Origin of the sequence: Arthrobacter globiformis (assembly GCF_003261175.1) — a bacterium.
Classification (GTDB): domain Bacteria; phylum Actinomycetota; class Actinomycetes; order Actinomycetales; family Micrococcaceae; genus Arthrobacter; species Arthrobacter globiformis_A.
Genome location: NZ_QLNP01000105.1, coordinates 80,246 through 107,163 on the forward strand (window position 1 = coordinate 80,246; position 26,918 = coordinate 107,163).

The window sequence follows — 26,918 nt, forward strand, 5'->3', positions numbered from 1 at the left end:
GCTAGAAACTCCCCGAGTCCCCGCCGCCGAAGTCGCCCCCGCCGAAGTCGCCCCCGCCGAAGCCGCCGGAGTCGCCGCCCCAGCCGCCGCCATCGTTGTGTCCGCCGCCCCAGCCGCCGCCGCTGCCGCCGTTGAGGATGGAGTTGATGAGGATGCCCCCAAGGATGGCGCCGCCCAGGCCGCCGCCTCCGCCGCCGCCGAACATGCCGCCGCGGCCGTATCCCTGGCCGTATCCTTGGTTGGCGTAGCCGAAGCTGTCGACGTCAGACTGTGCCAGCTGGGCCGCCTGGGCAGCCAGCGCATGGGCCTGCTGCGCGTAGGTCAGCGCTGTCACGGGGTCGTTTCGGGAGATGGAGAGCGCGTAATCGAGGTTGCGCTGGGCCTCCGCCAGTCGGGTCCGGGCCTCGGTGCCGACCCCGCCGCGGCGGGCGGTGATGTAATCCGATGTCGCGCTGATCTGTGCCTGGGCCGACATGATGGTCTGCTGCAGCGACGCCTGAGCCCTGCGGGCCTGTTCCTGTTGGTCCCGGATTCCGCCCAGGGCCTGGTCGAGGGCCTGGTGCGCCGACTCCACCCGCTCCAGCGTGGCGACCGGATCAATCTTGCCGCTTTGGATTTCGCTCTTCACGCGCGCGAGGGCCGCTTCGACGCCGGCCACGGGCCCCTCGAGCTCAGGATGGGCGCCGGACTGGATCATGGCCCTCGCCTGGGCAAGGTCCTGGGAGGTGTCCACAACAGCGGATTCCAGTCCCTGACGGGCCGAGTCCAGGTTGCCGGCCACCTTGGAGATTGCATCCAGCAGCACGTGGGTCTGGTGCAGGCTCTCCTCCGATGCCCGGACGGCCACGGCTGCGAGGCTTCCCTCTCCGGCCGCAAGCTTTTCACGTGCAGCGGCGCTGGCATTCTGCACGAAGGCCAGCCGTTCCTTGGCCTGGCTGATGTTGTCCGACACCTGGGCCAGCGCGCTGTCCGCGTACTTGCCGCGCAGTTCGGCCAGGGTCTGGTCAGCCCGGGCGATCTTGGCGTCCGCGTCCGCGGCGCCGGCGTCCACTGCCGCGAGGGCCTGCGGCGCGTTCTTCTCGAGTTCGCGCAGCGAGTCGAAGTCGGCCTTCTGCTCCTGCAGCGACGCCAGAGCCGCTTCCGACCTCCTGATGATTTCGCCGAGCCAGCTGCGCTGCTGTTCTTCGGTGTCGGGGATGTGATCGTCCAGCTGCTGCTGCAGCTTGAACGACTCGGACATGTGCGCTTTTGCCTCCTGGAGCGCCTTGGTGAAGTTGCCTACCGCCGCTTCCCCGTATTGCGCCTCCGCGAAGCCCAGTTCCTGCTCGCTCGACTTGATCGCGTCGTCGGCTTCAATCAGTAGGGAGCCGCTCTTCCGGCGCAGATCGTCGATGCTCATGCCGGCAAGGGGATCGAGCTCCGCGCCCTGCGGGCCGTAGCTTGCGCTGGATGCCTGTCCGGCCTTCTTGCGCCTGTTGCGCAGGTAAAGGTACGTGCCCGCGCCGCCGGCGGCCACGACGCCGGCGCCCACGAGGACCGCCGTGCCTGCACCGGCGCCCGAGGGTACTGTTCCGCTTCCGCCGCCTGCCGCGTCGCCGATGGCGCCCGCAGTATCAATGGCAGCCTGGGCGAAGTCCCTCTTGCCGCCGCCGAGGTTGGCCGCGATGGCGTTCTGCGTGATGGTGGTCCGTTTGGGGTAGATGGCGCTGGAGGTATTGGGCGCGAAGTAGTACCGGCCCTGGTCCGCAGCGATGGCGAGGATCACATCAGCGGGGCCCATACCCTTCCGCTCCGCGACGGCCCTGCCCCACGCGGCAGGATCAGCCGGATTTTCGAATGACTTCACGGTGACCACGTACAGGTTGTACTTATGGTCTTTGAGGAGCTTCTGGATGGCGTCCTCAACTTCGCCCTTGCGGCTGCCGAGCACATTCGCGTTGTCGACAATGTTTTGGCCGGAGGGGATGGTAACCGGCTCGTCCGCCCAGGCTGCCGCAGCCGGAGCCGCCAGCATTCCCGTCAGGCCGATCACGGCGAGAACTCGTTTCAACATTGACCGCATGGCAACCCTTCAGCACGCCGCGGCTGGTTCGGGACGAACAGCCGTCATAGAATGCAGCAGCGCCCCCACGCCGGGTGTAAAGCCGCAGGTCGCTGTGGCAATTCTTCTTGATTCTATGGTGCACCAGCGGGAGCGTCCACGGCGGGGAATATGCCACCAGCGAAAAGCGCTGGAGACGTTGGTGGCTTCCAGAACACTGGTCAGGAACACCATCCCGGAGGCCTTTCAGCAACCTCCCAGCCAACGTCCGTTTTAGTTTCAGTCGGATCGTCCATAGTTAATAGAGACGAGGATGAAAGGAAGTCCAATGACTGAGCACCCAGCACCGGGCGCAGCACCTGAGAACCGAGATCCTTCAGGGCGGCCTGTTGATCCGAACCCTCGGCCTGAGCCCGCCGAGGGTCTCCAGCCGCCTGCGCGGCAGGACAGCGAGCATCACACCGCCAACGCTTCCGAGAACCCGACGGTGCGCCTGGACTCCGATAGCAACCCCACCATGCCGCTGTACCGTCCCGCGCAGGACCCAAACCAGCAGCAGCGTTCCGGCGGCCCGCACCCCGTCTACCCGCAGCACGCCCCCTTCTACGGGCAGCAGTCGGCCCCGGCTACCCAGCCGATCGGGACCCAGTACTCCCAGCACAACGCGCATTCCGCGTTCCAGGACACCCGTGCCAGCCAGCCCAAGCGCAAGGCGACGTTCGGTGTGGGGACCCTCGTGGCCAGCATCCTCGCCGCAGGCCTCGTGGGCGGCGGTGTTGCAACCGTTGGCGCCGGCAACCTTTTCGACGCCGGCGGCACCGCACCGGCCGTCAGCTCCGGCAGCCAGCCCGGCACCGTCATCGTGAACAACCAGGATTCGGTCAACGAGATCACGGCCGCGGCCGTCAAAGCGTCACCGAGCGTCGTGACTATCAAAGCCACCAGCGGCAGCGACGGCGGCACGGGCTCGGGGATCATCCTCGACGACCAGGGCCACATCCTCACCAACACCCACGTGGTGACGCTGGACGGCGCCACCGCCAACGCGGAAATTCAGGTCCGCACGAGCGACGGCCGCGTCCTCAGCGCCAAGGTCGTTGGCACCGACCCGCTTTCCGACCTCGCGGTCATCAAGGTGGACAACCCGTCCGGGCTCACGCCGGCAGCCCTGGGTGATTCCAGCAAGCTGAACGTCGGGGACACGGCTGTTGCCATCGGTTCGCCGCTGGGCCTCACCGGCACGGTAACGGACGGCATCGTCTCCACGCTGAACAGGACCATCAGCGTCGCGTCCTCGGCAGCCCCGAAGCAGGGGACGGACAACTCCCAGGGCGGGGGCCAGGGCTTCGAGTTCGCTCCTCCGGGCCAGGGACAGGGCCAGAGCTCGGCCAGCAAGGGATCGATCTCCATCAATGTCATCCAGACGGATGCGGCCATCAACCCGGGCAACTCCGGTGGTGCCCTGGTGAACAGCAAGGGTGAAGTGATCGGCGTCAACGTCGCCATCGCCTCAGCCGGCGGCAGCTCCGCCGCAAGCGGAACAGGCAACATCGGCGTGGGCTTCAGCATCCCGATTAACAGTGCAAGGCGCGTGGCGCAGGAAATCATCGACAACGGCAAGGCCACGCACGGCCAGCTGGGCGTGAGCGTGCAGCCGAAGTCGGAATCGGATGCCGGGTTCTCGACGGGTGCCGATGTGGCCTCGGTGGAGCAGGGCTCCGCGGCGGCCAAGGCAGGGATCAAGGCGGGCGATGTGGTCACGCGCTTCAACGACCTGGCGATCAGTGACCCGAACCAGCTGACGGCAGCTGTCCGCGAGCAGCCGTCCGGCTCGTCGGTGAAGATCACGGTCCTGCGTAACGGCCGCGAACAGCAGATCGACGTGACTCTCGGCGCAGCCGCAGAGCAGTAGGCGGCAGTAACTGCGCCCAGCACGACGGCGGGCCGCACTCCTTGAGTTCGAGGGGTCGGCCCGCCGTCGTTGTCCCTGCCCTGGCCCAGGCCTTTGACACAGGCGTTAACGGGACGTCATATGACGGACCCAATATGGTTAGCTAGGAGCTACCCGTATCCCGGGCGTTCCACGGCCACGACCTCACCCGGCTGGCTATCCACGAGCACGGAAGGCTGCTGTAAATACAGTGGAAGAGACATTGAAGATCGTCGTCCTGGTCAAGCATGTGCCGGATGCCCAGTTCGACCGGCACCTCAGCGGCGAGGGCCACACCACGGACCGCGACGAGAGCATCCTGTCTGAACTGGATGAGTACGCCCTGGAGGCCGCGCTGCAGCTGGCCGAAGCCCGCGGCGGTGCCAAGGCCGGCAACAAGGTCATCGCATTGAGCATGGGACCGGCCGGCGCCGTGAACGCCATCAAGAAGTCCCTGCAGATCGGTGCCACCGAAGGCGTGCACCTCACGGACGGTGCCCTCGCCGGCTCCGACGCTGCGGCAACCTCCCTCGCGCTCGCTGCTGCCGTCCGCCACCTCGGCGCGGACACGCCCGTGGACCTGGTGCTGACCGGCATGGCCTCCACCGACGGCGAGACCTCCCTGGTGCCCGCGCAGCTCGCCGAGCGTCTGGGTCTTCCGCAGGTTACGTTCGCCTCCTCGCTGGAGGTCGACGACGGACGGGTCTCGGCGCGCCGCGATGCTGACACCCACTCGGAGACGGTTGAGGCGCCGCTGCCCGCAGTGGTTTCCGTGACCGACCAGATCAACGAACCGCGCTACCCGAACTTCAAGGGCATCATCGCGGCCAAGCGCAAGAGCATCACCACGCTCTCCCTTGCTGACATCGGAGTCGATTCCTCCCAGGTGGGCCACGCCGGATCCTGGACCCGCGTGACGGCGGCCGAGGAACGCCCGCCGCGCACTGCCGGCACCATCATCACGGACGAAGGCGACGCCGGCATCAAGCTGGTTGACTTCCTGGCCGCCCAGAAGCTGCTCTAAGGGGACTCCACAACATGGCAAACGTACTGGTATTCATTGACAACCCCGGGCAGGCTCTCAAGAAGAGCAGCCTGGAACTCCTCACCATCGCCCGTTCCCTCGGAGAGACTGCCGTGGCCGTCAACGGCGAACTGTCCGACGACGCCGCCGGCACCTTGGGCTCCTACGGTGCGGCCACCGTCTTCCGGCCGTCCGCAGCGGACCTCGACGATTACCTCGTCGCGCCGAAGGCCGCCTTCCTGGCTGCCGTAGCGGACAAGTCCGGTGCCACCACCGTCCTGCTCGAGAACTCGCCTGAGGGCAAGGAAATCGCGGCCCGGCTGGGCATCCGGCTGAGCGCCGGCGTCATCACCGACGTCGTCGCGGTGGACGCCGACGGCACCGCCCACAAGTCGGTGCTGGCCGGTTCGTACACCACGACGGCGAAGGCCACCACCGCGGTCACCGTGCTGTCCGTGAAGGCCAACACCGTGGACCCCGAACCCGCGGCGGTTCCAGGCGCACCCGAAACGCTCACTGTTGATGTCCCTGCCGACGCAACCGCTGCGGCAGCCCGCATTACCTCCCGGGAACAGAAGGTCGCCAGCGGCCGCCCTGACCTCACCGACGCACGCATCGTGGTGGCCGGCGGACGCGGCCTCGACGGCGACTTCGGCCCCGTGGAGGAATTGGCTGACGCGCTGGGTGCGGCCGTGGGCGCCTCCCGCGCGGCAACTGACGCCGGCTGGATCAACCACGACGCCCAGGTCGGCCAGACCGGCAAGACCGTCTCGCCTCAGCTCTACATTTCCGCCGGCATCTCCGGCGCCATCCAGCAGAAAGCGGGCATGCAGACGGCTAAGGTGATCGTCGCCGTGAACAAGGACGCCGAATCGCCGGTGTTCGAAATTGCGGACTTCGGCATCGTGGGCGATCTCTTCCAGGTGCTGCCGCAGGCAACTGAAGAAATCAAGAAGCGCAAGGCCTGAATCCTTGACCCCAAACGCTGCATCAGCGCAGAGCCCGTTCAATCCGGAACAGCACCGGATTGAGCGGGTGCTCTGTTTCTCAGCCCATCCGGACGACATCGATTTCGGCGCCGCCGGCACCATCGCCGGATGGACGGCGGCCGGCGTCGAGGTCAGCTACTGCATCATGACCGACGGCGACGCCGGCGGTTTCGATCCCCAGCAGCGTGCCGAAATCATCGCCCTCAGGGCGGCCGAACAGGAACGTGCCGCGGCCCTGGTCGGCGTCACGGACATCCACTACCTGCACCAGCGGGACGGGTACGTTGAACCGAACCACGAGGTGATGCGCGGAGTAGTGAAGCTGATCCGCGAAATCCGGCCCGACGTCGTGCTTTCCATGCATCCGGAGCGCAATTGGAAGCGCATCCAGAAGAGCCATCCGGACCACCTGGCGGTGGGGGAGGCGGTGACCCGTGCCATCTACCCTGCGGTGGAAAACCCGTTCGCTTACCCGGACCTCGCCGAGGCCGGCCTGGAGGCCTTCAAGCTTCCGTGGCTGTGGCTCTACGCCGGTCCGGAGGAGCGGGAAAACCACTTTGTGGACGTCACAGACCATGTAGAGAGCAAGCTCGAGGCGATCCACGTGCACGTCAGCCAGCATCCCGACGCCGAGGCCATGGAGACCACCGTCAGGCGCGGCCTGCAGCTGGCCGCCGATCGCTCCGGCCTCCCCGCTGGCCGGAGTGCCGAGGCGTTCCACGTGGTCATGGTCAACGGGCCGGGGACCATTGCCGGCTTCTAAGCTGACTTCCGGCGTGCTCTCAGCCTCCGGCTGAACTGAGCTGCGACGCCGCGTAGACCTTGATCCCCTCCAGCAGGTACGGGGCGAGGCCTGCGCGGCTCCTGTCGTAGAAGGCGGTGAAGCGGGGATCCTCGACGTACATCCGGCCCAGGCCAACGTAGCTGTCCGCATCCGGGGTCCAGCTGACGCAGATCCAGCGGTAGTGGCGTTCGACGGCGGCCTGCACCCGGGCGTCGTCCGCCGGCAGGCCGGCGTCCAGGCACCGGGCAAGCTCCTCGTTGATAGCACCGGCCTCGGCCAGAAAGGCCTCCTTGTCGGCAGCGCTCAGCGCGGCGTGCCGCGCCTTGCTGTCCTCGACTGCCTTATCGCCCCACCGCTCTCGGGCCTCCTCCTCGTAGGGGTTGGTGTCAAAGTCCTTGAAAATTTCTTCGCCTGACATGGCGTCTCCTCGCTGCAGTGCCGATATGGTGGCGCCGACGGTCCTGGCCATGCGGTCCAGGCGGTCGCGCTCAGCCAGCAGCCACTTCCGGTGCACACTCAGCGCATCCAGTTGGTCTGCCTGGCCGTCCAGAACCTGGCCAATGGTTTCCAGTCCCAGGCCAAGTTCGCGAAGAAGCAGGATCCTCTGAAGACGCAGCAGTTCAGGCTGCGTGTAGTAGCGGTAGCCGTTGTGCCCGGTGTAGGCAGGCGGCAGCAACCCCACCTGGTCGTAATGCCGGAGGGTCCTGGACGAGACCCTGCTCAGCTTCGCCAGTTCGACGGTGGACCAGCTCCGGAGTTCTTCCTGCTTCATGCCTCAAGCGTAGAAGTTGACGCAACGTCAACGTCAAGCCTTCATGAAGTGGCGCTGGTCCAGGTGGGTCAGCCAGGCTCAGGTGTTCAGCGGGGCGGCGGCCACAGTGGGGAGCGTCGGCGTAGCGGATCCGCCGACGGGTTCGACCGTGATGCCGAGCGAGGCCGCGGAGCCGATGCCCTTGACCAGGGCCGGCTTCGACAGTGCCTCCGCGTCCATCAGGCCCTGCGAGACAGGGGTGGAGCCGTCCTTGGGAATCAGCCACATCTGGTAGACCTTGCCCGCGGGCGGCGGCGGCACATCCTTCATCCGCACCACCAGCGCATCATGCGACTGCGAGATCGAAACCGTCGCCGTGCCTCCGCCATTGACGTCGACAGTCGCCTGCCGCGCGTCCTGTGCCTCGATGACCTGGTTGACGGGATCGTTCTGGTTGGCCAGGTAGGCACCGACCCCGACACCGCCGAGCGCGATCACGGCAGCAGCCGCAACACTGATGAGCCAGTTACGGAGCCCGGCTGACCGGCGTCGTACCTCACGGCGCTGGCGAGCAACGGAAAGTTCGTCGGCAGCGGGGGCCGGCTCGGCCGCAGACAGGGCAGCCGGCGCGCCGGCGACGATGGTTTCCGCCGCAGCGGCAGGTGCCCCGGCCGGCCCCGCCGGTGCAGCAGCGGGAAGCTGCGCGGCAATCCGGGCGAACAGGTCCGCAGGAGGCTCCTCCTCGGCCGTAAACGACAATGCCAGAGTCTCCCGCGCCTGGCGGACACGGTCGTTGAAGGACTGGCGTTCAGCCTCGGGAGCGCCGCTGACGTAGGCGTCGATGGCCTTCCGCTCAGCGTCGCTGATCGCGTCCAGGGCGTAAATTTCGGCGAGTTCCACCGCCCGGCCGGCCGCAAGGTCGGTGGGAATATCGGCAGCGAATGCCCTGGGCAGCTGGCGCCCGCGGGAATCATTCGTATCGGTCATGGTCACCTCACCCCCAGGCAGGTCTTGAGTCGGATCAGTCCGTCGCGGATGCGGGACTTGATGGTCGGAATGGCCGCGTTCAGCTTTTCAGCCACTTCGCGGTAGGTGAGGCCGCCGTAGTAGGCGAGTCGAACGGATTCCTGTTGCGTCTCGGTCAGGGTCTCCAGGCAGCGCACCACGGCTTCGGCCTCCAGCCGGCTGTCCACCTCGTCCGACACTGAGTCATGGTCGATGTCCTGGCTGTTGGCGCCGTACCTGGCCTCACGGTCGCTCGCGGACTGCGAGGACCGGACCTTGTCCACGGCCCGGCGGTGCGAAATGGTCATGAGCCAGGCCAGGGGACTTCCGCTCGCCGGATCGAACTTGGCGGCGTTTTGCCAGACCTGCAGGAAGACCTCCTGCGTGGTGTCCTCGCTGAGCTCCGGGTCGATGAGCACCCGGCGCGCCATGCCGAACACCCGCCGCGATGTCAGGCCGTAGAACTCGGCGAAGGACGCCTGGTCGCCTTGGGCAATGCGCTTTAGCAGCTGCGCCAGCTGCTGGTTAAGGTCGACGGCGGTGCCGGGCGGCGCGGTGGCGTCAAAGTTCGGCGCGTTAGGAGTTTCCATCACTCTCAAGCATAGGTTGCCTGCTGGCAGGCGAGGCACACCGTTTCCAGCGGTGACAGCACCGTGCCGTGCATAACGCAGCGCCGTGTTGCCCGGCCCAAGTGCTTTCACCTGCCGCTCCTTACGCCCTGCGGATGTACGCGTCCTTTTGGATGTGCTCAGAAGGGATTCGGTGCCGCTCAGGCCTTGGATGGGTGGCCGCACGGCCGGGTTACGGTTCTTAAAGCTTGGCGCCGGTGAAACCCTGCTGGCGCCAGGCCTCGTAGACGGCGATGGATGCCGCGTTCGCCAGATTCAGTGACCGCAGCGACGGCAGCATAGGCAGGCGGACCCGGGACGTGACGTGGGGATCGCGCTTCAGATCGTCCGGCAGGCCTACGGATTCCGGGCCGAACATCAGAACATCGCCCGGCCGGTAGGCAATGTCTGTGTAGGAAACCTCGCCGTCGGACGTGAACGCGAAGACGCGCTCCGGCTGCAGTGCCGCCCAGGCGGCCTCGATGCTGGAGTGAACGGTGACCACTGCAAGGTCGTGGTAGTCCAGGCCGGCGCGGCGCAGCTTGGCATCGGAGAAGTCGAAACCCAAAGGCTCCACGAGGTGGAGTTCGGCGCCGGTGATGGCGGCGAGACGGATGGCGTTGCCCGTATTGCCGGGAATTTCGGGCGTGTGGAAGAGGATGCGGAACACGGTTCAATCCTAGCGTCGGAAAATCCGTCATTCTTCGGGCCGGACCTCAGCGCCTGGCTTAGTGCATGCCCCTGAGCAGCCGGGCGAGCACCTGGACATTGACCGTGTTCGGCGCAGGGCCGGAGGACAGGAAATCCTTGAGCCCGCGGGCCAGGCCGGCGGCATTGACCACCTGGACGACGTCGGAGCCGCCGCGGGAGCGGCGGTGGCGGTCGATGACGGGTTCGTGGAGGTTGCCGTCCGGGCTGTGGACCACGGTCCACCCGGTCACGTTGAGCTCGGGAAAAATGTCCTGCATCTGCCAGACCACGTGGGCCAGCTGCGGCGGGGCGACCGACCTGCCGCCGTGATTGAGCGTGTTTCCGTCCCAGGCGTAGGCACCCTTGGGCAGGAGCATGGAGCCGATCAGCGCAAGCCGATAGCCCGAGAGCAGGGCGTGGTCAATGTGGCTGTTGTCCCCCGGGGACTGCAGCCCATTGATCAGGCGCGCCGCCGGGATCGCCGGCAGGACCTGCCTGCTGATCAGCTGTACCGTGCGCAGCTCACGCTGGATCCGGGCTTCCGCGCCGAAGATGCCCCGCTTCCTGGGCATGCCGTGCACCTGCTGGCTGGCCAGCTCCGGCGGGAGGAGCGGAACGGCGCCCGGCGTGTCGAAGGGCGGGACGTAGACTGGGGCGTCGCCGGAGGTGTTGCGCGGCGTTCCCGGCTTGTGGATGGTCGCCGAGGCGTGGCTGCCGGCGGCCGGGGCATCGAAGTGCGCTTCGTCGCCGTCTGCGCGGCTCCGGCGCGGGCCGGCCGCGTAGGAGCGGTCATAGGCGGCCCGCCGCTGGGGATCGATGAGCGTCTCATATGCAAGGGTCACCTGCCGGAACGCCGCGGCGTCGCCTCCGTGATCGGGATGCGAAACGCGGGCCGCCTTGCGGTAGGCCACCTTGATTTCGCGCTCCGTCGCGGTCACCGCCACGCGGAGCACTTCGTAGTGGGAACTGCTGCCCTTGGTCAAGCATGGTCCTTAAGTCGTTGTTGCCGGCGTGCATGCGCTGTCCGGTGTGCCAAGCATATAAGCCGGTCTTGAGGGTCTTCTGGGACAACGACCGCGGCAGGGTTGCAGGTTCCCGCCGGTGGAAACGCTAAGGGAACGCAGGGCGTCTAGACTTTTCGGAATGGAGGTTCGGACAGGTCGCGGTGATGCCCGCCGTGTGCACGTGGTGATGGCAGCCGTCGCGGCCGCTGCCCTTCTCGGCGGCTGCAGTGTGGGTGTGCCGGATCCGGCTGCCCCGAGTGACCGGCCTGTCAGCAGCGGCCCGGGCACGCCGACTATCACCCCCGGACACGACCCCGATGCCGTGGCCGCCCGCGACATGCCGTTCTCGGCAGGGGCCACGCTGGCACACGGGGTTCCCGTCGGGCTGTCGGAGGACCTGGCCGAAGCGCCGCAATGGAAACAGGTGGTCAGTAACGCCGGTGGCGCCAGCCGCTATCAAAAATCCGACGGCTGCCATGTGGCGGCTGAGGTGCGCCAGAACCAGTGGCCCCTGGTGGCGGCTGATGACAGGGAATCGACGGCGGCGCTGTTTGCCTATCTGGACCCCACTGTCCTGCCCGCCTATTTGAAGCCGGCATCGCTGCGGTGGGGCGGTGAGCGGGGCAAGCCGACGCCGGCCGTGGACGTACTGGTTCTGGAACGTGCCGCCAGGCCGGCAGGTCAGAAAGCCAACAGGGCCACCGCGGTGCTGGCCCGGGTTTTCGGTGAGGCAGGCTCGTCCGTTTATGTGTCGGCATCGTGCCCGACGGCGGCGGCGCTCGCCGCCGCCCGCGCAGACATTGCTCAGTGGCTGACGGTGGTTCCGCCGGGCTGATGAGCCGCTGGGGCGGAGGCCACCCGGTTGAGGGCCAGCGCACCCACGAACAGGCCGAAGTCGCGCAGGGCGACGTCGTAATAGGCTCCGAGGATGAGCAGGTTCACGATGATCCCCAGGAGCCAGGCAGCCACCACGAGCGACCCGATCCGCGGCCGCGCGGCTACCAGGATTCCCGCAATTATCTCGACGACGCCGACGGCGTACATCACCGTCTGCGCCGGCAAGTGCAAGGTATCCGGAACCATCGGTGCGAGGTAGCCGGTCCAGTCGGCCAGGAGGTTGGTGAACTTGTCCAGGCCGAACAGGATGGGCGCGACGGTGAACACGGTGCGCAGCAGCAGGAACGCCTGGCGGGCCGGATCCGCCGCGAGCGTGTGCGGGCTTGCGGAACCCTTCAGTGCTGTGGTTTTCATGGCGAGCTCCCTTCTAAAAGTTGATAACTTGATTTTAGAACCGCCTGTCCTTCTTTAGCAACGGATCTTGATTTTAGAGTTACGCTGGATCCATGAGCCGCCCGACTGAGAACCGCGAATCCAAGACCGCTCTTTCGTGGACCGGCCGCCTGGCAGCCCTGGCCTCGCTGGGTGACGCCAGCCGGCGGCGCCTTTTCGAGTACGTCACCGGGCAGCCGTCGGCGGTGGGGCGGGACGATGCTGCTGCTGCGCTGGGCATGCCCAGGTCCACGGCGTCCTTCCACTTGGACAGGCTGGTCCGCGACGGTTTGCTCGCCGTCGAGTTCCGCAAGCTCGGCGAAAAGGCCGGCCCGGGGTCGGGCCGTCCGGCGAAGCTGTACCGCCCGGCGCTGGAAGAAGTGGGTGCGTCGGTACCGGACCGGAGCTACGACCTGGCCGGAGAGCTGATGGCCACCGCGATTGAATCCTCCATGGCCGGCGGCGGAGGGGTGCGCGAGGCACTGGCTGACGCGTCCTACTCCCGGGGCCGTGCCCTGAGTGGAAACGGATCCTCCCTGGATGAGGTGCTCGGGCGCATTGGCTACATGCCCGAACAGGACGCGGATGGGGGCACCGTCCTGATGAACTGTCCCTTCCACCGGCTCGCTGACGGGCACGCAGACGTGGTGTGTGCCATGAACGGGGCGTTTTTGAGTGGCGCCGCCGCTGCCTGTGGGGTGCCGGAGGAGAAAGTGGTGGAAGACAGGACGGCAGGGCGCTGCTGCGCCAGGATCAAGCCCTGAGGCGGCTGAAACGCGGCGGCGTCTAGAATTTAAGCGTGCCTGTTTACCTGGACCATGCCGCCACCACGCCCATCGCAGCCGAAGCCCTGGCTGCACTGACGCGCGAGCTGTCCCGAACCGGGAACCCCTCGTCCCTTCATGGCTCGGGCCGCCGGGCGAGACGCTCCGTGGAGGATGCGCGGGAAACCCTTGCCGCCGCGGCAGGCGCCCATCCCTCGGAGGTCATCTTCACCTCGGGGGGCACCGAAGCGGACAATCTGGCCGTCAAGGGCCTGTACTGGTCCCGGGTGGCTGAAGACCCGCGCCGGCGGCGGATCCTGTGCTCCGCCGTCGAACACCATGCCGTGCTGGACACCGTGGAATGGCTGGAGCGCCACGAAGGGGCGGAAGTTTCCTGGCTGCCCGTCAGCCAGGAAGGCGTGCTGGACCTCGACGCGCTGCAGGCAGAACTTGCGCGTGACCCCGAGTCCATTGCCCTGGTGACGGTCATGTGGGCCAACAACGAGGTGGGCAGCATCCAGCCCGTCCATCGATTGGTGGAGCTCGCGCACGCCGCCGGCGTCCCGGTGCACTCGGACGCGGTGCAGGCGTTTGGCTCCGTTCCCGTGGATTACCGGGCCTCCGGGCTGGATGCCATGTCTATCTCAGGGCACAAGATTGGCGGACCGGTCGGCGTCGGCGCGCTCATTCTGGGGAGGTCAGTGAAGCTCACGCCGGTACAGCACGGCGGCGGCCAGGAGCGCGACGTCCGCTCGGGAACGCTGGACACGGCATCCATCGCGGCCTTCGCCGCCGCTGCTGACTCGGCCGCGAAGAACCTCGGCCCCGAGGCGGCGCGGCTTTCCGCGATGCGCGACCGGCTCATCACGGGGGTCCGTGACGCGGTTCCGGCGGCGGTGCTGCGGGGCGCGGAGGGCGACGGGCGGCTGCCCGGCAATGCCCACTTCACCTTTCCCGGGTGCGAGGGTGACTCCCTGCTGTTCCTCCTGGACCTCGCCGGCGTCGAGTCGTCCACCGGCTCCGCGTGCACGGCAGGTGTTCCGCGTCCGTCGCATGTCCTCCTTGCCATGGGCCTGGACGAGGAAACGGCGCGCGGTGCACAGCGCTTCACCCTGGGGCATCCTTCGACGGAAGCGGACGTCGACGCACTCCTCGCTGCCCTGCCCGGTGCTTATGCCCGGGCGCGGCAGGCCGGAATGGCCGGGCATGAATCCTCCATTCAGACGGCTGCCACCGTTGCCCGGCAGGGTTCTGGCATCAACTGATCCGGCATCAGCTGGCTCCCGGCATCAGCTGGTCGAGCGGAACCGTCTCGTCCGCCAGCCGCTCGGCAGGCACCTCGATCCGGCCGGTGATGAGCGCCTTGATGGTCTTCTGGGCACTCGGTTTGACGGACCTCGGCCAGTTGACGCTCATGCCGGCCACGACCCGCCCGTCCTGCTGCCAGAGCGCGACGAACTCCTTGCTGTCCAGCGAGCCGCGGATGACCGGAGCCGCCTTTGCTGCGAGGGACGGGAAGCCCGAGTACTCCATGCTGACGTCAAACTGGTCGGTGTAGAAGTAGGGGACCGTGTCCAGGGCAACGTCCTGGCCGAGCATGGCCCTGGCCGCCACCTTGCCGCCGTTGAGCGCGTTGGACCAGTGTTCGCTGCGGTGGTGCTCGCCGGTGAACGGATGCAGTGCATTGGCGGCGTCGCCGGCGGCAAAAATATCCGGGGCACTGGTGCGCAGCGAAGCGTCCGTGAGGACACCGTTGCGGACCTCCAGCCCGGCCGCGGTGGCGAGTGCCGTTTCCGGCACCACTCCAACGGCGATCACCACGATGTCCGCGGGCAGTAGTTCGCCGGTGTCGGTCAGCACGGCCGTCACCCGTCCGCTTTCTCCGGTAATTTCCTTGGCGGAAGCGGGTAGCCGGAAGCGGACTCCATGGTCCTCGTGCAGGGTACGGAAAAAGCTGCCCAGCTTCGGGCCGATCGCCGCGGCAAGCGGGATGTCCTCAAGCCCGAGCAGTGTGACCTGGTTGCCGTAGGTGCTTGCCGCCGCGGCCAGTTCCATCCCGATCCAGCCGGAACCGATGAGCACCACGTTCCGTCCGCCCGGCGACAGCTGTTCCCGCAGGCGGCGGCTGTCATCGAGCGTGCGGAAGGCGGTGACGCCGTCGAGTTCCGCGCCGTCCAGGGGCAGCGTCCGGGGGGTGGCTCCGGGTGCCAGCAGCAGTGACCCATAAGCCTGGACGGTCCCATCTGCGAAGCGGACGGTGTGGGCCGCCGGATCGACCAATGCCACAGGGTTGTCCAGCCGGAGGCTGACGTTGTTGTCCGCGTACCAGCCCTCCGGTACGACCTCGATGGCGTCCTCCCCGGCTTTGCCGAGCAGGTATTCCTTGGACAGCGGCGGCCGGAGATAGGGCGGGTGCGGCTCGGTCCCTGCGATGGTGATGTTCCCTGCATACCCTTCGGCGCGCAGGGTGCGGGCCGCTGTCGCTCCGGCCAGTCCGGCGCCCACGATGATGATGCTTTCAGGGTTCATGGCTACTCGATTCGCCCGGCAGGCCAGTAGCCCGCGTTCTAAAAATGATACTCGTGACTTTAGAAGCGCGGGCCGGAACCGTCAAGGAAATTTAGGCCCTGATTCCGGCAGCAAGTAGAATAGTTCGGCAACCCGTGCGTCATGGGTCCACATCCAACAGAAAGCCATAATGCGAGTTCTAGCAGCCATGAGCGGCGGAGTTGACTCCGCCGTTGCCGCCGCCCGCGCCGTCGAAGCGGGGCACGACGTCGTTGGCGTTCACCTCGCGCTGTCGAGGATGCCGGGTACCCTGCGCACCGGCAGCAGGGGCTGCTGCACGATTGAGGATTCGCGCGATGCCTGGCGGGCATGCGACGTCCTGGGGATTCCCTACTACGTGTGGGACTTCTCTGAGCGGTTCAAGGAGGATGTGGTCCAGGACTTCATCGACGAGTACGCCGCCGGCCGCACCCCCAACCCCTGCATGCGCTGCAACGAGCGCATCAAGTTTGCGGCCCTGCTCGAAAAGGCGATCGCCCTCGGGTTCGACGCCGTGTGCACGGGCCACTACGCCAAGGTCATAGAGGACGCAGACGGAAACCGCGAGCTGCACCGTGCCGCCGACTGGGCGAAGGACCAGAGCTACGTCCTGGGCGTGCTCACCCATGAGCAGCTGAAGCATTCCATGTTCCCCCTCGCGGACACACCTTCGAAGGCGGAGGTGCGCGCGGAGGCCGAGCGGCGCGGACTGTCAGTGGCCAACAAGCCGGACAGCCACGACATCTGCTTCATCCCGGACGGTGACACCGCAGGGTGGCTCGCGGAAAAGATCGACATGACCACCGGCGACATCGTGGACGAGACCGGCGCCAAGGTGGGCGAACACCCCGGAGCGAACGCGTTCACCGTCGGGCAGCGGCGGGGGCTGAAGCTTGGCCGGCCCGCCTCTGACGGCAAGCCGCGGTTCGTGCTGGAGATCCGGCCGAAGGAAAACAAGGTGGTGGTAGGGCCCGAGGCCCTGCTGGCCATCGACGAAATCCGCGGCATCAAGGTTTCGTGGGCCGGCCTGCCCATCGGCGAGGTTGATTCCGGAGCCGACTTTGACTGCCATGCGCAGGTGCGCGCGCACGGCGACCCCGTTCCTGCCATTGCGCGCATTGAGCGGGTTGCCGACGACGCCGGGATTGAGCGGGACAGCCTCGTGGTGACCCTGACCGATCCGCTGCGCGGTGTTTCGCCGGGCCAGACCGTGGTGCTCTACCAGGGCAGCAGGGTCCTCGGCCAGGCGACCATCGACGCTGCGCGGTCCCTGCAGCGGGCACAACTTTGACCGTGCTCCGGTCTCCGGAGTGACAACGGCCGGCGGAATTCCGCCGGCCGTTTTTTGTTGCCATTTCCCGGTTTCCGACCGTTCGGTCAGCCGACCGCAGTTCGTTCTGGTAAATTTTGTGTCTCAACTCACACGATGCAATGTTTCACCGGGCAACCTTCTGGTTGAATCAGAGGCATCAGCGGGCTGCCCGCACACGAGTCAGTTCGGGCACCCCGCGCGTACTCATCGAACAGAAAGTTCACAGATGGCAATGAATCAGAGGGCCTTGAAGAGCGCTATCGCGCTGGCAGGCGTTTCCGCTTTCGCACTCACAGCCTGCACCGGCCCGTCCGGAGGCGGGGGAACGTCCACCGGCGGCGCCGGCGGAGGCACCATCACCTACGGCACCACGGATAAAGTTGTCACCCTGGACCCCGCCGGCTCCTACGATGCAGGCTCATTCATGGTGATGAACCAGGTCTATCCGTTCCTCATGAACTCCAAGCCCGGATCAGCCGAGGCCAGCCCGGACATCGCGGAATCCGCCTCCTTCACGAGCCCCACGGAATACACCGTGAAGCTTAAGCCGGGCCTCAAGTTCGCCAACGGCCACGCGCTGACGGCCTCGGACGTCAAGTTCTCCATCGACCGCGTCGTTAAAATCGCGGACCCCAATGGACCGGCGTCATTGCTCGCGAATCTGAAATCGGTGGCAGCGAAGGATGACTCCACCGTCGTCTTTACGCTTAAGGCGGCGAACGACCAGGTCTTCCCGAGCGTCCTCGGTACCAACACCGGTCCCATCATCGATGAAGAAGTCTTCCCGGCGAACAAGATCATGAGTGATGACGAGATCGTCAAGGGCAAGCCCTTTGCGGGCCAGTACACGATCGAGAGCTACAAGAAGAACGAGCTTGTCAGCCTCAAGGCCAACCCGGACTACAACGGCGTGCTCGGCAAACCCGCCAACGACGGCGCCACCATCAAGTACTACGCCGACTCCAACAACCTGAAGCTGGACGTGCAGCAGGGCAACATCGACGTGGCCGGCCGCAGCCTGACAGCCACCGACGCCGCGGACCTTGAAAAGGACTCGAAGGTCAAGGTGCACAAGGGCCCCGGCGGTGAACTGCGCTACATCGTCTTCAACTTCGACACCATGCCCTTCGGCGCCAAGACGGCCGACGCCGACGCCAAGAAGGCGCTCGCCGTCCGCCAGGCCATGGCCGACATTGTGGACCGGGACGCCATCGCAACCCAGGTCTACAAAGGCACCTACCTTCCTGCGTTCTCGGTCGTTCCGGATGGCCTGCCAGGCGCAGCGCAGCCCCTCAAGGAGATGTACGGCGACGGCAACGGAAAGCCCGACCTTGACAAGGCCAGGAAGGCATTCGACGACGCCGGCATCACCGGCACGGTCAACATCAAACTGCAGTACAACCCGGACCACTACGGCAAGTCCTCCGGTGATGAATACGCCATGATCAAGGAACAGCTGGAAAAGTCGGGCCTGTTCAAGGTGGACCTGCAGTCCACGGAGTGGGTGACCTACTCCAAGGCACGCACCGCGGACGCCTACCCGGTCTACCAGCTTGGCTGGTTCCCGGACTACTCCGACGCGGACAACTACCTCACGCCGTTCTTTATCCCGGGTAACTTCCTCAAGAACCACTACGAGAACCCGGCGGTCACTGACATCATCAAGAAGCAACTGGTGACAGCTGACAAGACCGAGCGCGAAAAGTCTCTCGGCGACGCGCAGACGGCCGTTGCCAAGGACCTTTCCACGTTGCCGCTGCTGCAGGGCGCCCAGCTGATGGTTGCCGGCGCGGATGTCAAGGGCGTGGAACAGACGCTGGACCCGTCATTCAAGACCCGCCTCGGAGTGATCTCGAAGTAGGGCCCCACCCCATCAGGTCCTGACCAGCCAAGGAGGCGGGACGCCTTCCGGGCGTTCCGCCTCCTTGCTGGCCGGTGAACAGCGGATTCCGGATCCGTGAACGGACCCGGAAACACAGAATCAGGCAGTAATGACAACTCTTATTGAGGCGCCGCCAAGCGACGCAGACGGCCTTTTGCCGACAAAGAAAAAGAAGTCCGGCGGGGGACTGGGCCAGTACATCCTGATCAGGTTCCTCCTGATCTTTCCAACCATTTTCATCCTGGTCACCATGGTGTTCTTCCTCATGAGGATCACCGGCGACCCCATCACGGCTGCCATGGGCGGCCGGCTGCCTCCGGACCAGCTGCAGCAGCGGATCCACGACGCCGGATATGACCGGCCGCTTCCCGTCCAGTACTTCGAATACCTGGGCCAACTGGTGACCGGCAATTTCGGCACCACCCTCTCTGACAACCGCCAGGTCACTGAGATGCTGGCAACCTACGGTGCGGCCACGCTCGAACTTACCGTCAACGCGCTCATCGTCGCGCTTCTGGTGGGCATTCCATTCGGGATGATCGCTGCCCACCGCAGGGACCACGCACCGGACGCGGTACTGCGCGTCTTTGCCATTCTCTGCTACGCCACGCCCGTATTTTTTGCCGGGCTGCTGCTGAAGCTGACCTTTGCCGTGTGGCTAGGCTGGCTGCCCGTGGCGGGTCGGGCGAAAACCTCCAGCGAACTTGCCCTCACGGGGCTCCAGGCGCCAAGCGGGATTTACTGGCTGGACGCGCTCAGAAGCGGCAATATGGCCGCCCTCGGCGACGTGATGGCGCATGCCGTCCTGCCCGCGGTTGCCCTCGGCCTGCTGACAGCGGGCATCTTCCTCCGTCTGGTGCGCACGAATCTCATCGGCACGCTGGGCCGCGACTACATCGAGGCGGGCCGCTCCCGCGGCGTTAGCGAATTCCGGCTGGTCACCAAGCACGCCTACAAGCCTGCCCTCATCCCCATCATCACCGTCATGGGCCTGCAGATCGCGGTGATGCTCGGCGGCGCCGTGCTTACGGAAAAAACCTTTGAGTGGAAAGGGCTGGGCTTCCAGCTGGCCAACTACCTGACGGCCCGTGACTTCGTGGCCGTACAGGGCATCGTGGTCCTCCTGGCCGTCATCGTCGCCATCACCAACTTCATCGTGGACATCGTGGCCGCGCTGATCGATCCCCGTGTGAGGTACTGACAATGAGCACCAACCCTCCAGTGGCAGCCACCATGCACCACAAGGCACCGCTGCTCAAACGGCTGCCCGTCATTTCCCACTTCAACAAAAGCGTCGGACTCCAGCGGGGCATGCTCGTCGTCGGCCTCGTCCTGACCGGCACGTTCCTCCTGACCGCCATTTTCGCGCCGCTCCTCGCCCCCTACGGATATGCGCAACTTTCCGACGCCGACGGCAGCTTTCCCACGCAGCAGCCCCCCGGCGGAAAGCATCTGTTGGGCACCACCGTCGGCGGCTATGATGTCCTGTCCCGGGTGATCTGGGGCTCCCAGACCGCCATCCTCGTGATCGTTGTGGCCGTGGTGCTGTCCATCTTCGCGGGCGTCATCCTCGGCCTGGTGAGCGGATACCTCGGCGGCTGGCTCGACCGTGTCCTCGTGGTGGTGGCAGACGCCATCTACGCATTCCCGTCATTGCTGGTGGCCATCGTCATGGCCATCGTCATCAGCGGCGGCGAGTCCAGCCTCTTCGGAGGCGTGCTCGCCGCGGCGATTTCCATCACGGTGGTGTTCATTCCGCAGTACTTCCGGGTCATCAGGGCGGAGACCATCAGGCTCAAGGCGGAACCCTTCGTCGAATCGGCGAAGGTGGTGGGCGCCTCCAGCGTCCGCATCATGGGCCGGCACATCTACCGGAATGCCACCCGCACCCTTCCGCTGATTTTCACCCTGAATGCTTCCGAGGCGATCCTGACCCTCGCAGGCCTGGGCTTCCTGGGATTCGGCATCGAGCCCTCGTCCGCCGCCGAATGGGGCTTCGACCTCAATAAGGCGCTGGCTGACACCACCTCGGGCATCTGGTGGACCGGCGTGTTCCCGGGCCTCGCCATCGTCTGGACTGTGCTTGGCCTGACACTGGTGGGGGAGAGCATCAATGACCTCAACGATCCCCGCCTCCGCGGGCGCAAGCGCGCCGGGAACAAGGGCGGACCGGACTCGACCGCGGCGGCCCAGGCAGCCATTTCAGCAGATGTGAGAAGCTCATGACCATCAATATCGGATCTGTTTCTGACCGGCACGCAGCCGGCGCCGGACCGGTGCTGGACATCGACCATCTCAAGGTCACGTTCGCCACCGACGCCGGGGACGTCCACGCCGTCAAGGACGTGAGCCTTGAAGTGAAGGCGGGGGAAGTGCTCGCCATCGTCGGCGAATCCGGCTCCGGCAAGACGGTGACGGCCAAGACCATCCTCGGCCTGCTGCCGGAAACCGCCATCAGCTCCGGCGCCGTGGTGATCAACGGCAGCAACGTCATCAGTGTCAGCCCGGGGAGGCTCCGCCAGATCCGGGGACGGGACGTGGCCATGGTCTTCCAGGAGCCGTCCACGGCGCTGAATCCCGTGTTCACCGTCGGGTGGCAAATCGCCGAAGGGATCCTCGCCCACGCCGGCCGGGACGGCGGCCAGCGCGTCACGGCAAAGGAAGCGAAGGTCCGGGCCATCGAGGCCCTGCGCAAGGTGGGCATCCCGGACCCTGAAACGCGCGTCAACTACTACCCGCATCAGTTCTCCGGCGGCCAGAAGCAGCGCGTGGTCATCGCCGCGGCGCTTGCCCTGAACCCGGGGCTGATCGTGGCGGACGAACCCACCACCGCCTTGGATGTCACTGTGCAGGCGGAAATCCTGGAGCTCCTGCGGGACCTGAGGGACAAGTACGGGACGTCCATTGTGCTGATCACGCACAACATGGGCGTCGTGGCCGACCTCGCCGACCGCGTCGTGGTGATGTACCAGGGCGACGTTGTCGAGGAAGCCAGCGCGAAATCCCTCTTCGCCGAGCCGCGGCAGGACTACACCCGGAAGCTGCTGGCCGCCGTCCCGCACCTTGGCCGGCACTCGGCGTCCGAAGGAATGACGGAGCGGGCGCACCAAGGCGGGCAGGTGCTGGTGGAGGCCAAAGGCCTCACCATCGAATACCCGGGCAGGCTGGGCAGCCCGGCTTTCAAGGCCGTTGACGGCGTCAGCTTCACGGTATCCGAGGGCGAAGTGTTCGGACTCGTTGGCGAATCCGGTTCCGGAAAGACCACCATCGGCCGGGCCATCGCCGGCCTTAACCGGACCACCGGCGGAAGCCTGAACGTCCTGGGCTACGAGATGCTGAACTTCAAGGAACGGACCTTCAAGCCGCTCCGCAAGGAAATCGGGTTCGTCTTCCAGGACCCGGCAGCGTCCTTCAACCCGCAGCTGACCATCGGCGACTGCGTTGCCGAACCGCTGGTCATCCACACCAACCCTTCACCGGCGCAGGCGCGCAAGCGCGTGGGTGAGCTGCTGGAGTCAGTCCAGCTGCCGGCGTCGTACGCTGACCGTTTCCCGCATGAGCTCAGCGGCGGGCAGCGCCAGCGCGCATCACTGGCGCGTGCGCTGATCCTGAACCCGAAATTGCTCATCGCCGATGAGCCGACGTCGGCACTGGACGTTTCGGTGCAGGCGAAAGTACTAGAGCTCTTCCGCGAAATCCAGCAGGAGTTCGGGTTCGCGGCGCTGTTCATCAGCCACGACCTGGCTGTGGTGGACATGCTGTCGCACTGGGTCGGGGTGCTGTACAAGGGCAAGCTCGTTGAGCAGGGAATCGGTCACCACGTCATGGGCTCCCCGCAGCATGACTACACGAAGCGCCTGATCGCGTCGCTGCCTGTCCCGGATCCGGCCGAGCAGGCCAAACGCCGGGAGGACCACCGCGCCCTGCTGGGCATCTGAGCACAAATTACACGGCAGACCGGCGTCCCCGCCCCAGTCAGAGGGCAGGGACGCCGGTCTCCGACGTTCTAGTCAGATACCACCTTGATGTTGAACACATTGTTCCCCTGCTTCAAAAAAATCCGCAGCCACAGCGGCAGCCACATTTCCAGGCCCCGCGCCGACTCGAGCGGGCCCAGGTCCCGGATGTGTTCAGTCCGCCAGCCGAATTCCCGCAGGATTCCGGCCACCACTGCCTTGGCCTCCGCGTCGTCCCCGGCCATGAACACGTCGTGATCCCCGCCCGCCAGCCGGTCCGGCGCCACCATGACATCAGCGCGCATGGTGTTCAGTGCCTTCACCACGCGGGCCGTGGGAAACGCCCGCTGGATGGTTTCCGCCAGGCTGTCGGTGTTCGAGATGGAGAGCGACGGCGGAAAGCCGGCGGAGTGGTCCAGCGGGTTGGCCACATCGATCAGCACCTTGCCGGCGAGGTTCTTTGTGCTGGCCGCAGCCAGCACCTCCAGCGAAACGGCGCCGGGCGTCGCGTTGATGACCACCTCGGCCTCCGCGGCGGCGTCGAAGAACGTCGCGGCTTTGGCCCGCGGCCCCGCTTCAGCGGCCCACCCCACGGCAGCTTCGTTGGTGGCGGTCCGTGACCCGAGCACCACGTCGTGCCCGGACTCCACGAGTTTTCCCGCCAAGGTCCTGCCCGCCACACCGGTACCAAGAACTGCAATCCTCATGTGCATCCTCCCTCATCGGTATGTGCGAACACTTACATTCTCCGCCGGCATCCTTAACACGGGCAGGGAGCCCTGCAGTGCCCATAGACTGGAACCATGACCGAGCTGAACCATGATCTGCCTGACACCGACTCCTACAATCCTGCCGCCAGCTCCCTGGCCGGGCATGTGGATCCTGCGGTGATGGCGGAGCTGCTATCAATCCGGTCAAGCATCGACAACATCGATGCAACCCTCGTCTACCTTCTCGCGGAGCGGTTCAAGGCGACACAGAAGGTGGGTTTCCTTAAGGCTGCGCACCGCCTTCCCGCCGGGGATCCCGGCCGTGAAACCGCCCAGATTGCCCGGCTTCGACGCCTTGCCGAGGACGCCCAGCTGGACCCGGCGTTCGCGGAAAAGTTCCTGAACTTCATCATCGGCGAGGTGATCCGGCACCACGAGGCGATCGCCGAGGACCACAACGCCGCCGGAACAGCCGACGGGTCGGCCAGCCACTCCGCACCGCTTACCGCCTAAGCCGTGCCGGACCCAGAGCTCCAGCTGCCCGCCCAGGTAACCGCCACCGCCCTGGGACCCTGGCCGGGCCAGGACCCGGTGGAGGCCACCCGCATCATCCGCGGTGAGCTCGGCAGCCCGCACCTGCCCTTTCTTGCCGAACTGCCTGACCGTGGCGTCGGTGCCGACGCCATAGGCCGCACCGCCTCACTCCTGGTGGACCTGGCAGTGGACGTGCAGCCGCACGGCTGGCGGATCGTTGACCGGCCCGGGCGCGACCTGGTCCGGGCAAGGTCCGCCCTGTCCACGGACATCAACGTGCTGGCCGACATCGCCGGCGAAGAGGACATCGCCGCCGACGAATTCAAGGTCCAGCTGCGCGGCCCCCTGAGCCTGGCCGCCGGCCTGCACCTCCACAACGGCGAGCGTGCCCTGATCGACTACGGCGCCCGCCGCGACATCGCTGCTTCCCTCGCCGCCGGGGTCGGCGCGCACCTGACGAAGGTGTCCGCCGCCGTTCCCGGGGCCAGGCTCGTGGTGCAGCTCGACGAACCGGACATTGCCTCGGTCCTCGCTGGCACCATCCCCACCTCCAGCGGCTACCGGACCCTGCGCTCCGTCGCCGGACACGAGGTCACGGAGCTCTGGCGCGTGGTAGTTGATGCGCTCCGGGAGGCGGGGGCGGCCGAGATCGCCATCGCAGTCCCGGAGATCGAGGCCCCATTCGAACGTATCGTGGCTGCCGGCGCGGACGCCATCGCGGTTCCACTGCGGGCCCTGACCGCCAGGCAGTGGGAACAGCTCGCGGAGGCAGTCGAAGCCGGCAAGCGGCTCTGGGCCGGGGCCCTGCAGGCCGACGGACCGGGCGGCGTGCCGAAGGCATCCGACGTTGTTGAATCTGTCCGCCGTCCGTGGCAGCAGCTTGGACTGCCGCTGGCGTCGCTCGGCACGGTGCGGGTCACGCCGTCGGGCGGCCTTGAAAGGCAGTCACCAGCCGCCGCGACGGAGGTCCTTACCCGCCTGACACAGGTTGCCGACGGCCTGAACCAGCTGGCGCTCGGCTAATCAGCGCCAGGGTCAGCAGGCTGGGGCTTCCTCAGCTTCGTCGCTCCCAGCGGTCGGGCCTGGCATACGCCGGGAGGAAACCGGCTGAAGAACTTCCGGACGGATAGGGTTCCAGGCGGTAGTCGAAATGGCCGGCGTAGACCAGGACGAGGCCGAGCTGCGGCTGGATTACCTTCACCTGGATCCTGTGCCGTCCAGTTTCCCCCGCGTCCGGGTCCCACCACTGCTCCGCGTACGCTTTCGCGTCAAGGGCGCCCGGCAGCGGCAACCGGAGCGGGCCGAGGAACAGCCGTGATACTTCGGAGACTCCGCGCAACCTACCCTCCGCTGTCACGTCGAGATTCAGGTCCGTGACCAGCCGGCGGTACCGGCCCACGTAGTCCACCAGGCGTGCTTTGCCATCGCCGGCGCCCGCTTCCATGCTGGTGGTGTCCTGAAAGATCCTCGTCCTGCCGGGGAAGAATATCTCGCGCCTGGCAGTCAGGCTGGTGCGGCCGAACGGATCGAGATGCGCATGGTTTTCGATCCGGAACGGCACGCCCTCGCCGTACTCCGGAAAGAAGGCCTGCTCACCGGCGATCAGCCGAAGCATCGGCCGCAGCCGCTGCTGCGTGCAGCCCACCACGTCGAAAACGCCCTCGCCGACGCCGAAGCTGCCGGAACCCGGGGCGAGCGAAAAGTACTCCTGCAGTTCCGGCTGCAGCCGGAAGAAGGCGGCGCCCAGCGCCTGGCGGTAAATCGGGGTGTTCACGGCGGCTCCTGACATCCGGCCTGATGATTCTGCATTCCCGCTGACACTCACAGCCGCCCCGCCGCTTTGAGCCGGATGTAGGCATCGGCCAGCGCCGGCGGCAGCTGGTGCGGTTCGGCGTCCACCACTTCGACGCCGAGTTGGCGCAACTGGGCACTCACGGCCTCCCGCTCGAGCAGGGCCCGTTCCGCGGCCGCTGCGCGGAACACCTGGGCCGCCGTCGTCCTGTCCTGGAGCATCTCGCCAAGCAGCGGGTCCCGGACCGACGCCACCACCACTACGTGCTGCTGGGCGAGGCGCGCCGCCATCGGAATAAGGCCTTCCTCCGGCGCGCCGCTATCCAGGGAGGTCAGCAGCACCACGAGCGAACGGTGCGCGGACACCGCACGGACCTGGGCCGGCACCTGTGCCCAGTCCAGCTCGATGAGTTCAGCCTGCAGCGGCGCTGCCGCCTGGACCAGCTGCCCCAGCAGGTTGCCGCCCGCCGTCGTGCCGGCCCGGGCGCGCATTCTCCGGTCGAAGGCGAAGAAGTCGACGCGGTCACCCCCGCGTTCGGCAAGGACACCAAGCAGCAATGCGGCCTCGATGCCGGTATCCAGCCGGGGCTCGTCGTTCACGCGCGCAGCGGCGGTCCGCGACGTGTCCAGCATGATCACCACGCGGCGGTCGCGCTCCGGCCGCCAGGTGCGGACGACGACGGCGGACCGTCTCGCCGTCGCTCGCCAGTCGATGGAACGGACGTCATCGCCCCGGACGTAGTCGCGCAGGGAGTCGAATTCAGTTCCGGCGCCGCGGATTTGCACTGCCGCCTTGCCGTCGAGCTCCCGCAGCCGACGCAGCTTTGACGGCAGGTGCCGCCGGGAATTAAAAGGCGGCAGCACCCGAAGCGATCCGGGAGCGTGCACCGTTTTTTGGCGGGCGGCCAGCCGGAGCGGGCCGAAGGAGCGGACGGTGATGTGGGGCGCCTTGAGGTCACCCCGCCGGACGGGCCTGAGCCTGATGCCCAGGCGGCGCCGTTCACCGGCCGGAACGTCTGCCGTCTGGACCGGGTTTTCCGCCCCGGCCGAGGGCTGCCAGGCGTCACGCACGACCGCCCTGAGCCTGCGCGTGCCTCGGTTATTCACCGTCAACACGGAGTCCGCCGTGCCCCCGAGCGTGACGTTGGCGGGCGCTGACCTTTCCACCGAGACCTGCTGCAGTGCCGCAGCCAGCAGTACGTCCAGCAGGACCAGGGCGCCAAGAACCAGGAGCACGGCAAGCACGGTCAGCCAGCCGGGAAAGAGGAGCACCGGTGCCAGGCCGGCCGCCGCCAGGAGTACCAACCGTCCGGAAATGGCCACGGGA

Annotated in this window: 25 protein-coding genes; 14 read left to right on the plus strand and 11 right to left on the minus strand. The window is 66.6% G+C overall.

Annotated elements, in window-relative coordinates:
- Position 1: 1 nt before the first annotated feature.
- Positions 2-2,062: a TPM domain-containing protein gene (locus tag DBZ45_RS21165; RefSeq protein ID WP_111905785.1), complete on the minus strand. Its 2,061-nt coding sequence runs from the start codon at positions 2,060-2,062 to the stop codon at positions 2-4.
- Positions 2,063-2,369: 307 nt separating this feature from the next.
- Here DBZ45_RS21165 and DBZ45_RS21170 point away from each other — a divergent pair, with 307 nt between their 5' ends.
- From DBZ45_RS21170 to DBZ45_RS21185, 4 genes are all read left to right on the plus strand, one after another.
- On the plus strand, positions 2,370-3,953 hold the full coding sequence (locus tag DBZ45_RS21170; protein WP_111905786.1) for a trypsin-like peptidase domain-containing protein: 1,584 nt from the start codon (positions 2,370-2,372) through the stop codon (positions 3,951-3,953).
- A gap of 241 nt (positions 3,954-4,194) precedes the next feature.
- Positions 4,195-4,995 carry an electron transfer flavoprotein subunit beta/FixA family protein gene (locus DBZ45_RS21175; protein ID WP_111905787.1) on the plus strand — a complete coding sequence of 267 codons (801 nt, stop codon included), beginning with the start codon at positions 4,195-4,197 and terminating at the stop codon, positions 4,993-4,995.
- 14 nt (positions 4,996-5,009) lie between these two features.
- Entirely contained in the window at positions 5,010-5,963 is a 954-nt protein-coding gene (locus tag DBZ45_RS21180) for an electron transfer flavoprotein subunit alpha/FixB family protein (protein WP_111905788.1), read from the plus strand.
- Between the two features lie 4 nt (positions 5,964-5,967).
- A complete protein-coding gene (locus DBZ45_RS21185; protein ID WP_111905789.1) occupies positions 5,968-6,747 on the plus strand; it encodes a PIG-L deacetylase family protein in 780 nt (259 codons plus the stop codon).
- Between the two features lie 19 nt (positions 6,748-6,766).
- Here the strand turns inward: DBZ45_RS21185 and DBZ45_RS21190 are convergent, their stop codons facing one another.
- From DBZ45_RS21190 to DBZ45_RS21210, 5 genes are all read right to left on the minus strand, one after another.
- Positions 6,767-7,540, minus strand: a complete 774-nt coding sequence (locus tag DBZ45_RS21190; protein WP_111905790.1) for a MerR family transcriptional regulator — start codon at positions 7,538-7,540, stop codon at positions 6,767-6,769.
- A gap of 78 nt (positions 7,541-7,618) precedes the next feature.
- Positions 7,619-8,506: an anti-sigma factor gene (locus DBZ45_RS21195; protein ID WP_111905791.1), complete on the minus strand. Its 888-nt coding sequence runs from the start codon at positions 8,504-8,506 to the stop codon at positions 7,619-7,621.
- Positions 8,507-8,508: 2 nt separating this feature from the next.
- Positions 8,509-9,114, minus strand: coding sequence for a sigma-70 family RNA polymerase sigma factor (locus tag DBZ45_RS21200; RefSeq protein ID WP_111905792.1), 606 nt, complete (start codon positions 9,112-9,114; stop codon positions 8,509-8,511).
- 220 nt (positions 9,115-9,334) lie between these two features.
- Positions 9,335-9,802: a tRNA (cytidine(34)-2'-O)-methyltransferase gene (locus DBZ45_RS21205; RefSeq protein WP_111905793.1), complete on the minus strand. Its 468-nt coding sequence runs from the start codon at positions 9,800-9,802 to the stop codon at positions 9,335-9,337.
- A gap of 58 nt (positions 9,803-9,860) precedes the next feature.
- Positions 9,861-10,805 (minus strand): J domain-containing protein, encoded by a 945-nt coding sequence (locus DBZ45_RS21210; protein ID WP_111905794.1) that lies wholly within the window; start codon positions 10,803-10,805, stop codon positions 9,861-9,863.
- Positions 10,806-10,965: 160 nt separating this feature from the next.
- Between DBZ45_RS21210 and DBZ45_RS21215 the strand changes: the two genes are divergently transcribed.
- Entirely contained in the window at positions 10,966-11,661 is a 696-nt protein-coding gene (locus DBZ45_RS21215; protein ID WP_223257206.1) for a hypothetical protein, read from the plus strand.
- Here the strand turns inward: DBZ45_RS21215 and DBZ45_RS21220 are convergent.
- Entirely contained in the window at positions 11,631-12,077 is a 447-nt protein-coding gene (locus DBZ45_RS21220) for a hypothetical protein (RefSeq protein WP_111905795.1), read from the minus strand. The two genes, DBZ45_RS21215 and DBZ45_RS21220, sit on opposite strands and share 31 nt — an antisense overlap.
- Before the next feature lie 92 nt (positions 12,078-12,169).
- Between DBZ45_RS21220 and DBZ45_RS21225 the strand changes: the two genes are divergently transcribed.
- Both DBZ45_RS21225 and DBZ45_RS21230 read left to right on the plus strand, forming a co-directional pair.
- A complete protein-coding gene (locus tag DBZ45_RS21225; protein WP_111905796.1) occupies positions 12,170-12,859 on the plus strand; it encodes a helix-turn-helix transcriptional regulator in 690 nt (229 codons plus the stop codon).
- A gap of 35 nt (positions 12,860-12,894) precedes the next feature.
- Positions 12,895-14,124 carry a cysteine desulfurase family protein gene (locus DBZ45_RS21230; protein ID WP_111905797.1) on the plus strand — a complete coding sequence of 410 codons (1,230 nt, stop codon included), beginning with the start codon at positions 12,895-12,897 and terminating at the stop codon, positions 14,122-14,124.
- Positions 14,125-14,131: 7 nt separating this feature from the next.
- Here DBZ45_RS21230 and DBZ45_RS21235 read toward each other — a convergent pair whose 3' ends face one another.
- Complete coding sequence (locus tag DBZ45_RS21235; protein WP_111905798.1) at positions 14,132-15,388, minus strand: NAD(P)/FAD-dependent oxidoreductase; 1,257 nt, start codon at positions 15,386-15,388, stop codon at positions 14,132-14,134.
- Between the two features lie 169 nt (positions 15,389-15,557).
- Between DBZ45_RS21235 and mnmA the strand changes: the two genes are divergently transcribed.
- The 5 genes from mnmA (at position 15,558) to DBZ45_RS21260 (ending at position 22,538) form a co-directional block, all read left to right on the plus strand.
- On the plus strand, positions 15,558-16,697 hold the full coding sequence (gene mnmA, locus DBZ45_RS21240; RefSeq protein WP_111905799.1) for a tRNA 2-thiouridine(34) synthase MnmA: 1,140 nt from the start codon (positions 15,558-15,560) through the stop codon (positions 16,695-16,697).
- Between the two features lie 247 nt (positions 16,698-16,944).
- The gene (locus tag DBZ45_RS21245; RefSeq protein WP_111905800.1) at positions 16,945-18,579 is read left to right on the plus strand and encodes an ABC transporter substrate-binding protein; all 1,635 of its coding nucleotides are present in this window, start codon (positions 16,945-16,947) and stop codon (positions 18,577-18,579) included.
- 130 nt (positions 18,580-18,709) lie between these two features.
- Positions 18,710-19,801: an ABC transporter permease gene (locus DBZ45_RS21250; protein ID WP_111905801.1), complete on the plus strand. Its 1,092-nt coding sequence runs from the start codon at positions 18,710-18,712 to the stop codon at positions 19,799-19,801.
- Between the two features lie 2 nt (positions 19,802-19,803).
- Positions 19,804-20,826, plus strand: coding sequence for an ABC transporter permease (locus DBZ45_RS21255; RefSeq protein WP_111905802.1), 1,023 nt, complete (start codon positions 19,804-19,806; stop codon positions 20,824-20,826).
- Positions 20,823-22,538 carry an ABC transporter ATP-binding protein gene (locus tag DBZ45_RS21260; protein WP_111905803.1) on the plus strand — a complete coding sequence of 572 codons (1,716 nt, stop codon included), beginning with the start codon at positions 20,823-20,825 and terminating at the stop codon, positions 22,536-22,538. The genes DBZ45_RS21255 and DBZ45_RS21260 overlap by 4 nt, the downstream gene beginning before the upstream one ends.
- A 68-nt stretch (positions 22,539-22,606) precedes the next feature.
- Here the strand turns inward: DBZ45_RS21260 and DBZ45_RS21265 are convergent, their stop codons facing one another.
- Positions 22,607-23,263 (minus strand): NADPH-dependent F420 reductase, encoded by a 657-nt coding sequence (locus DBZ45_RS21265; protein ID WP_111905804.1) that lies wholly within the window; start codon positions 23,261-23,263, stop codon positions 22,607-22,609.
- A gap of 96 nt (positions 23,264-23,359) precedes the next feature.
- On the opposite strand from DBZ45_RS21265, the gene DBZ45_RS21270 reads away from it, so the two are divergent.
- Entirely contained in the window at positions 23,360-23,779 is a 420-nt protein-coding gene (locus tag DBZ45_RS21270; RefSeq protein WP_111905805.1) for a chorismate mutase, read from the plus strand.
- 3 nt (positions 23,780-23,782) lie between these two features.
- On the plus strand, positions 23,783-24,823 hold the full coding sequence (locus DBZ45_RS21275; protein WP_111905806.1) for a hypothetical protein: 1,041 nt from the start codon (positions 23,783-23,785) through the stop codon (positions 24,821-24,823).
- A 31-nt stretch (positions 24,824-24,854) separates the two neighbouring features.
- On the opposite strand, the gene DBZ45_RS21280 is transcribed toward DBZ45_RS21275, so the two are convergent.
- Both DBZ45_RS21280 and DBZ45_RS21285 read right to left on the minus strand, forming a co-directional pair.
- Positions 24,855-25,574 (minus strand): DUF4166 domain-containing protein, encoded by a 720-nt coding sequence (locus tag DBZ45_RS21280; RefSeq protein WP_111906010.1) that lies wholly within the window; start codon positions 25,572-25,574, stop codon positions 24,855-24,857.
- A 47-nt stretch (positions 25,575-25,621) separates the two neighbouring features.
- The gene (locus DBZ45_RS21285) at positions 25,622-26,914 is read right to left on the minus strand and encodes a DUF58 domain-containing protein (protein WP_111905807.1); all 1,293 of its coding nucleotides are present in this window, start codon (positions 26,912-26,914) and stop codon (positions 25,622-25,624) included.
- Between the last annotated feature and the right edge of the window lie 4 nt (positions 26,915-26,918).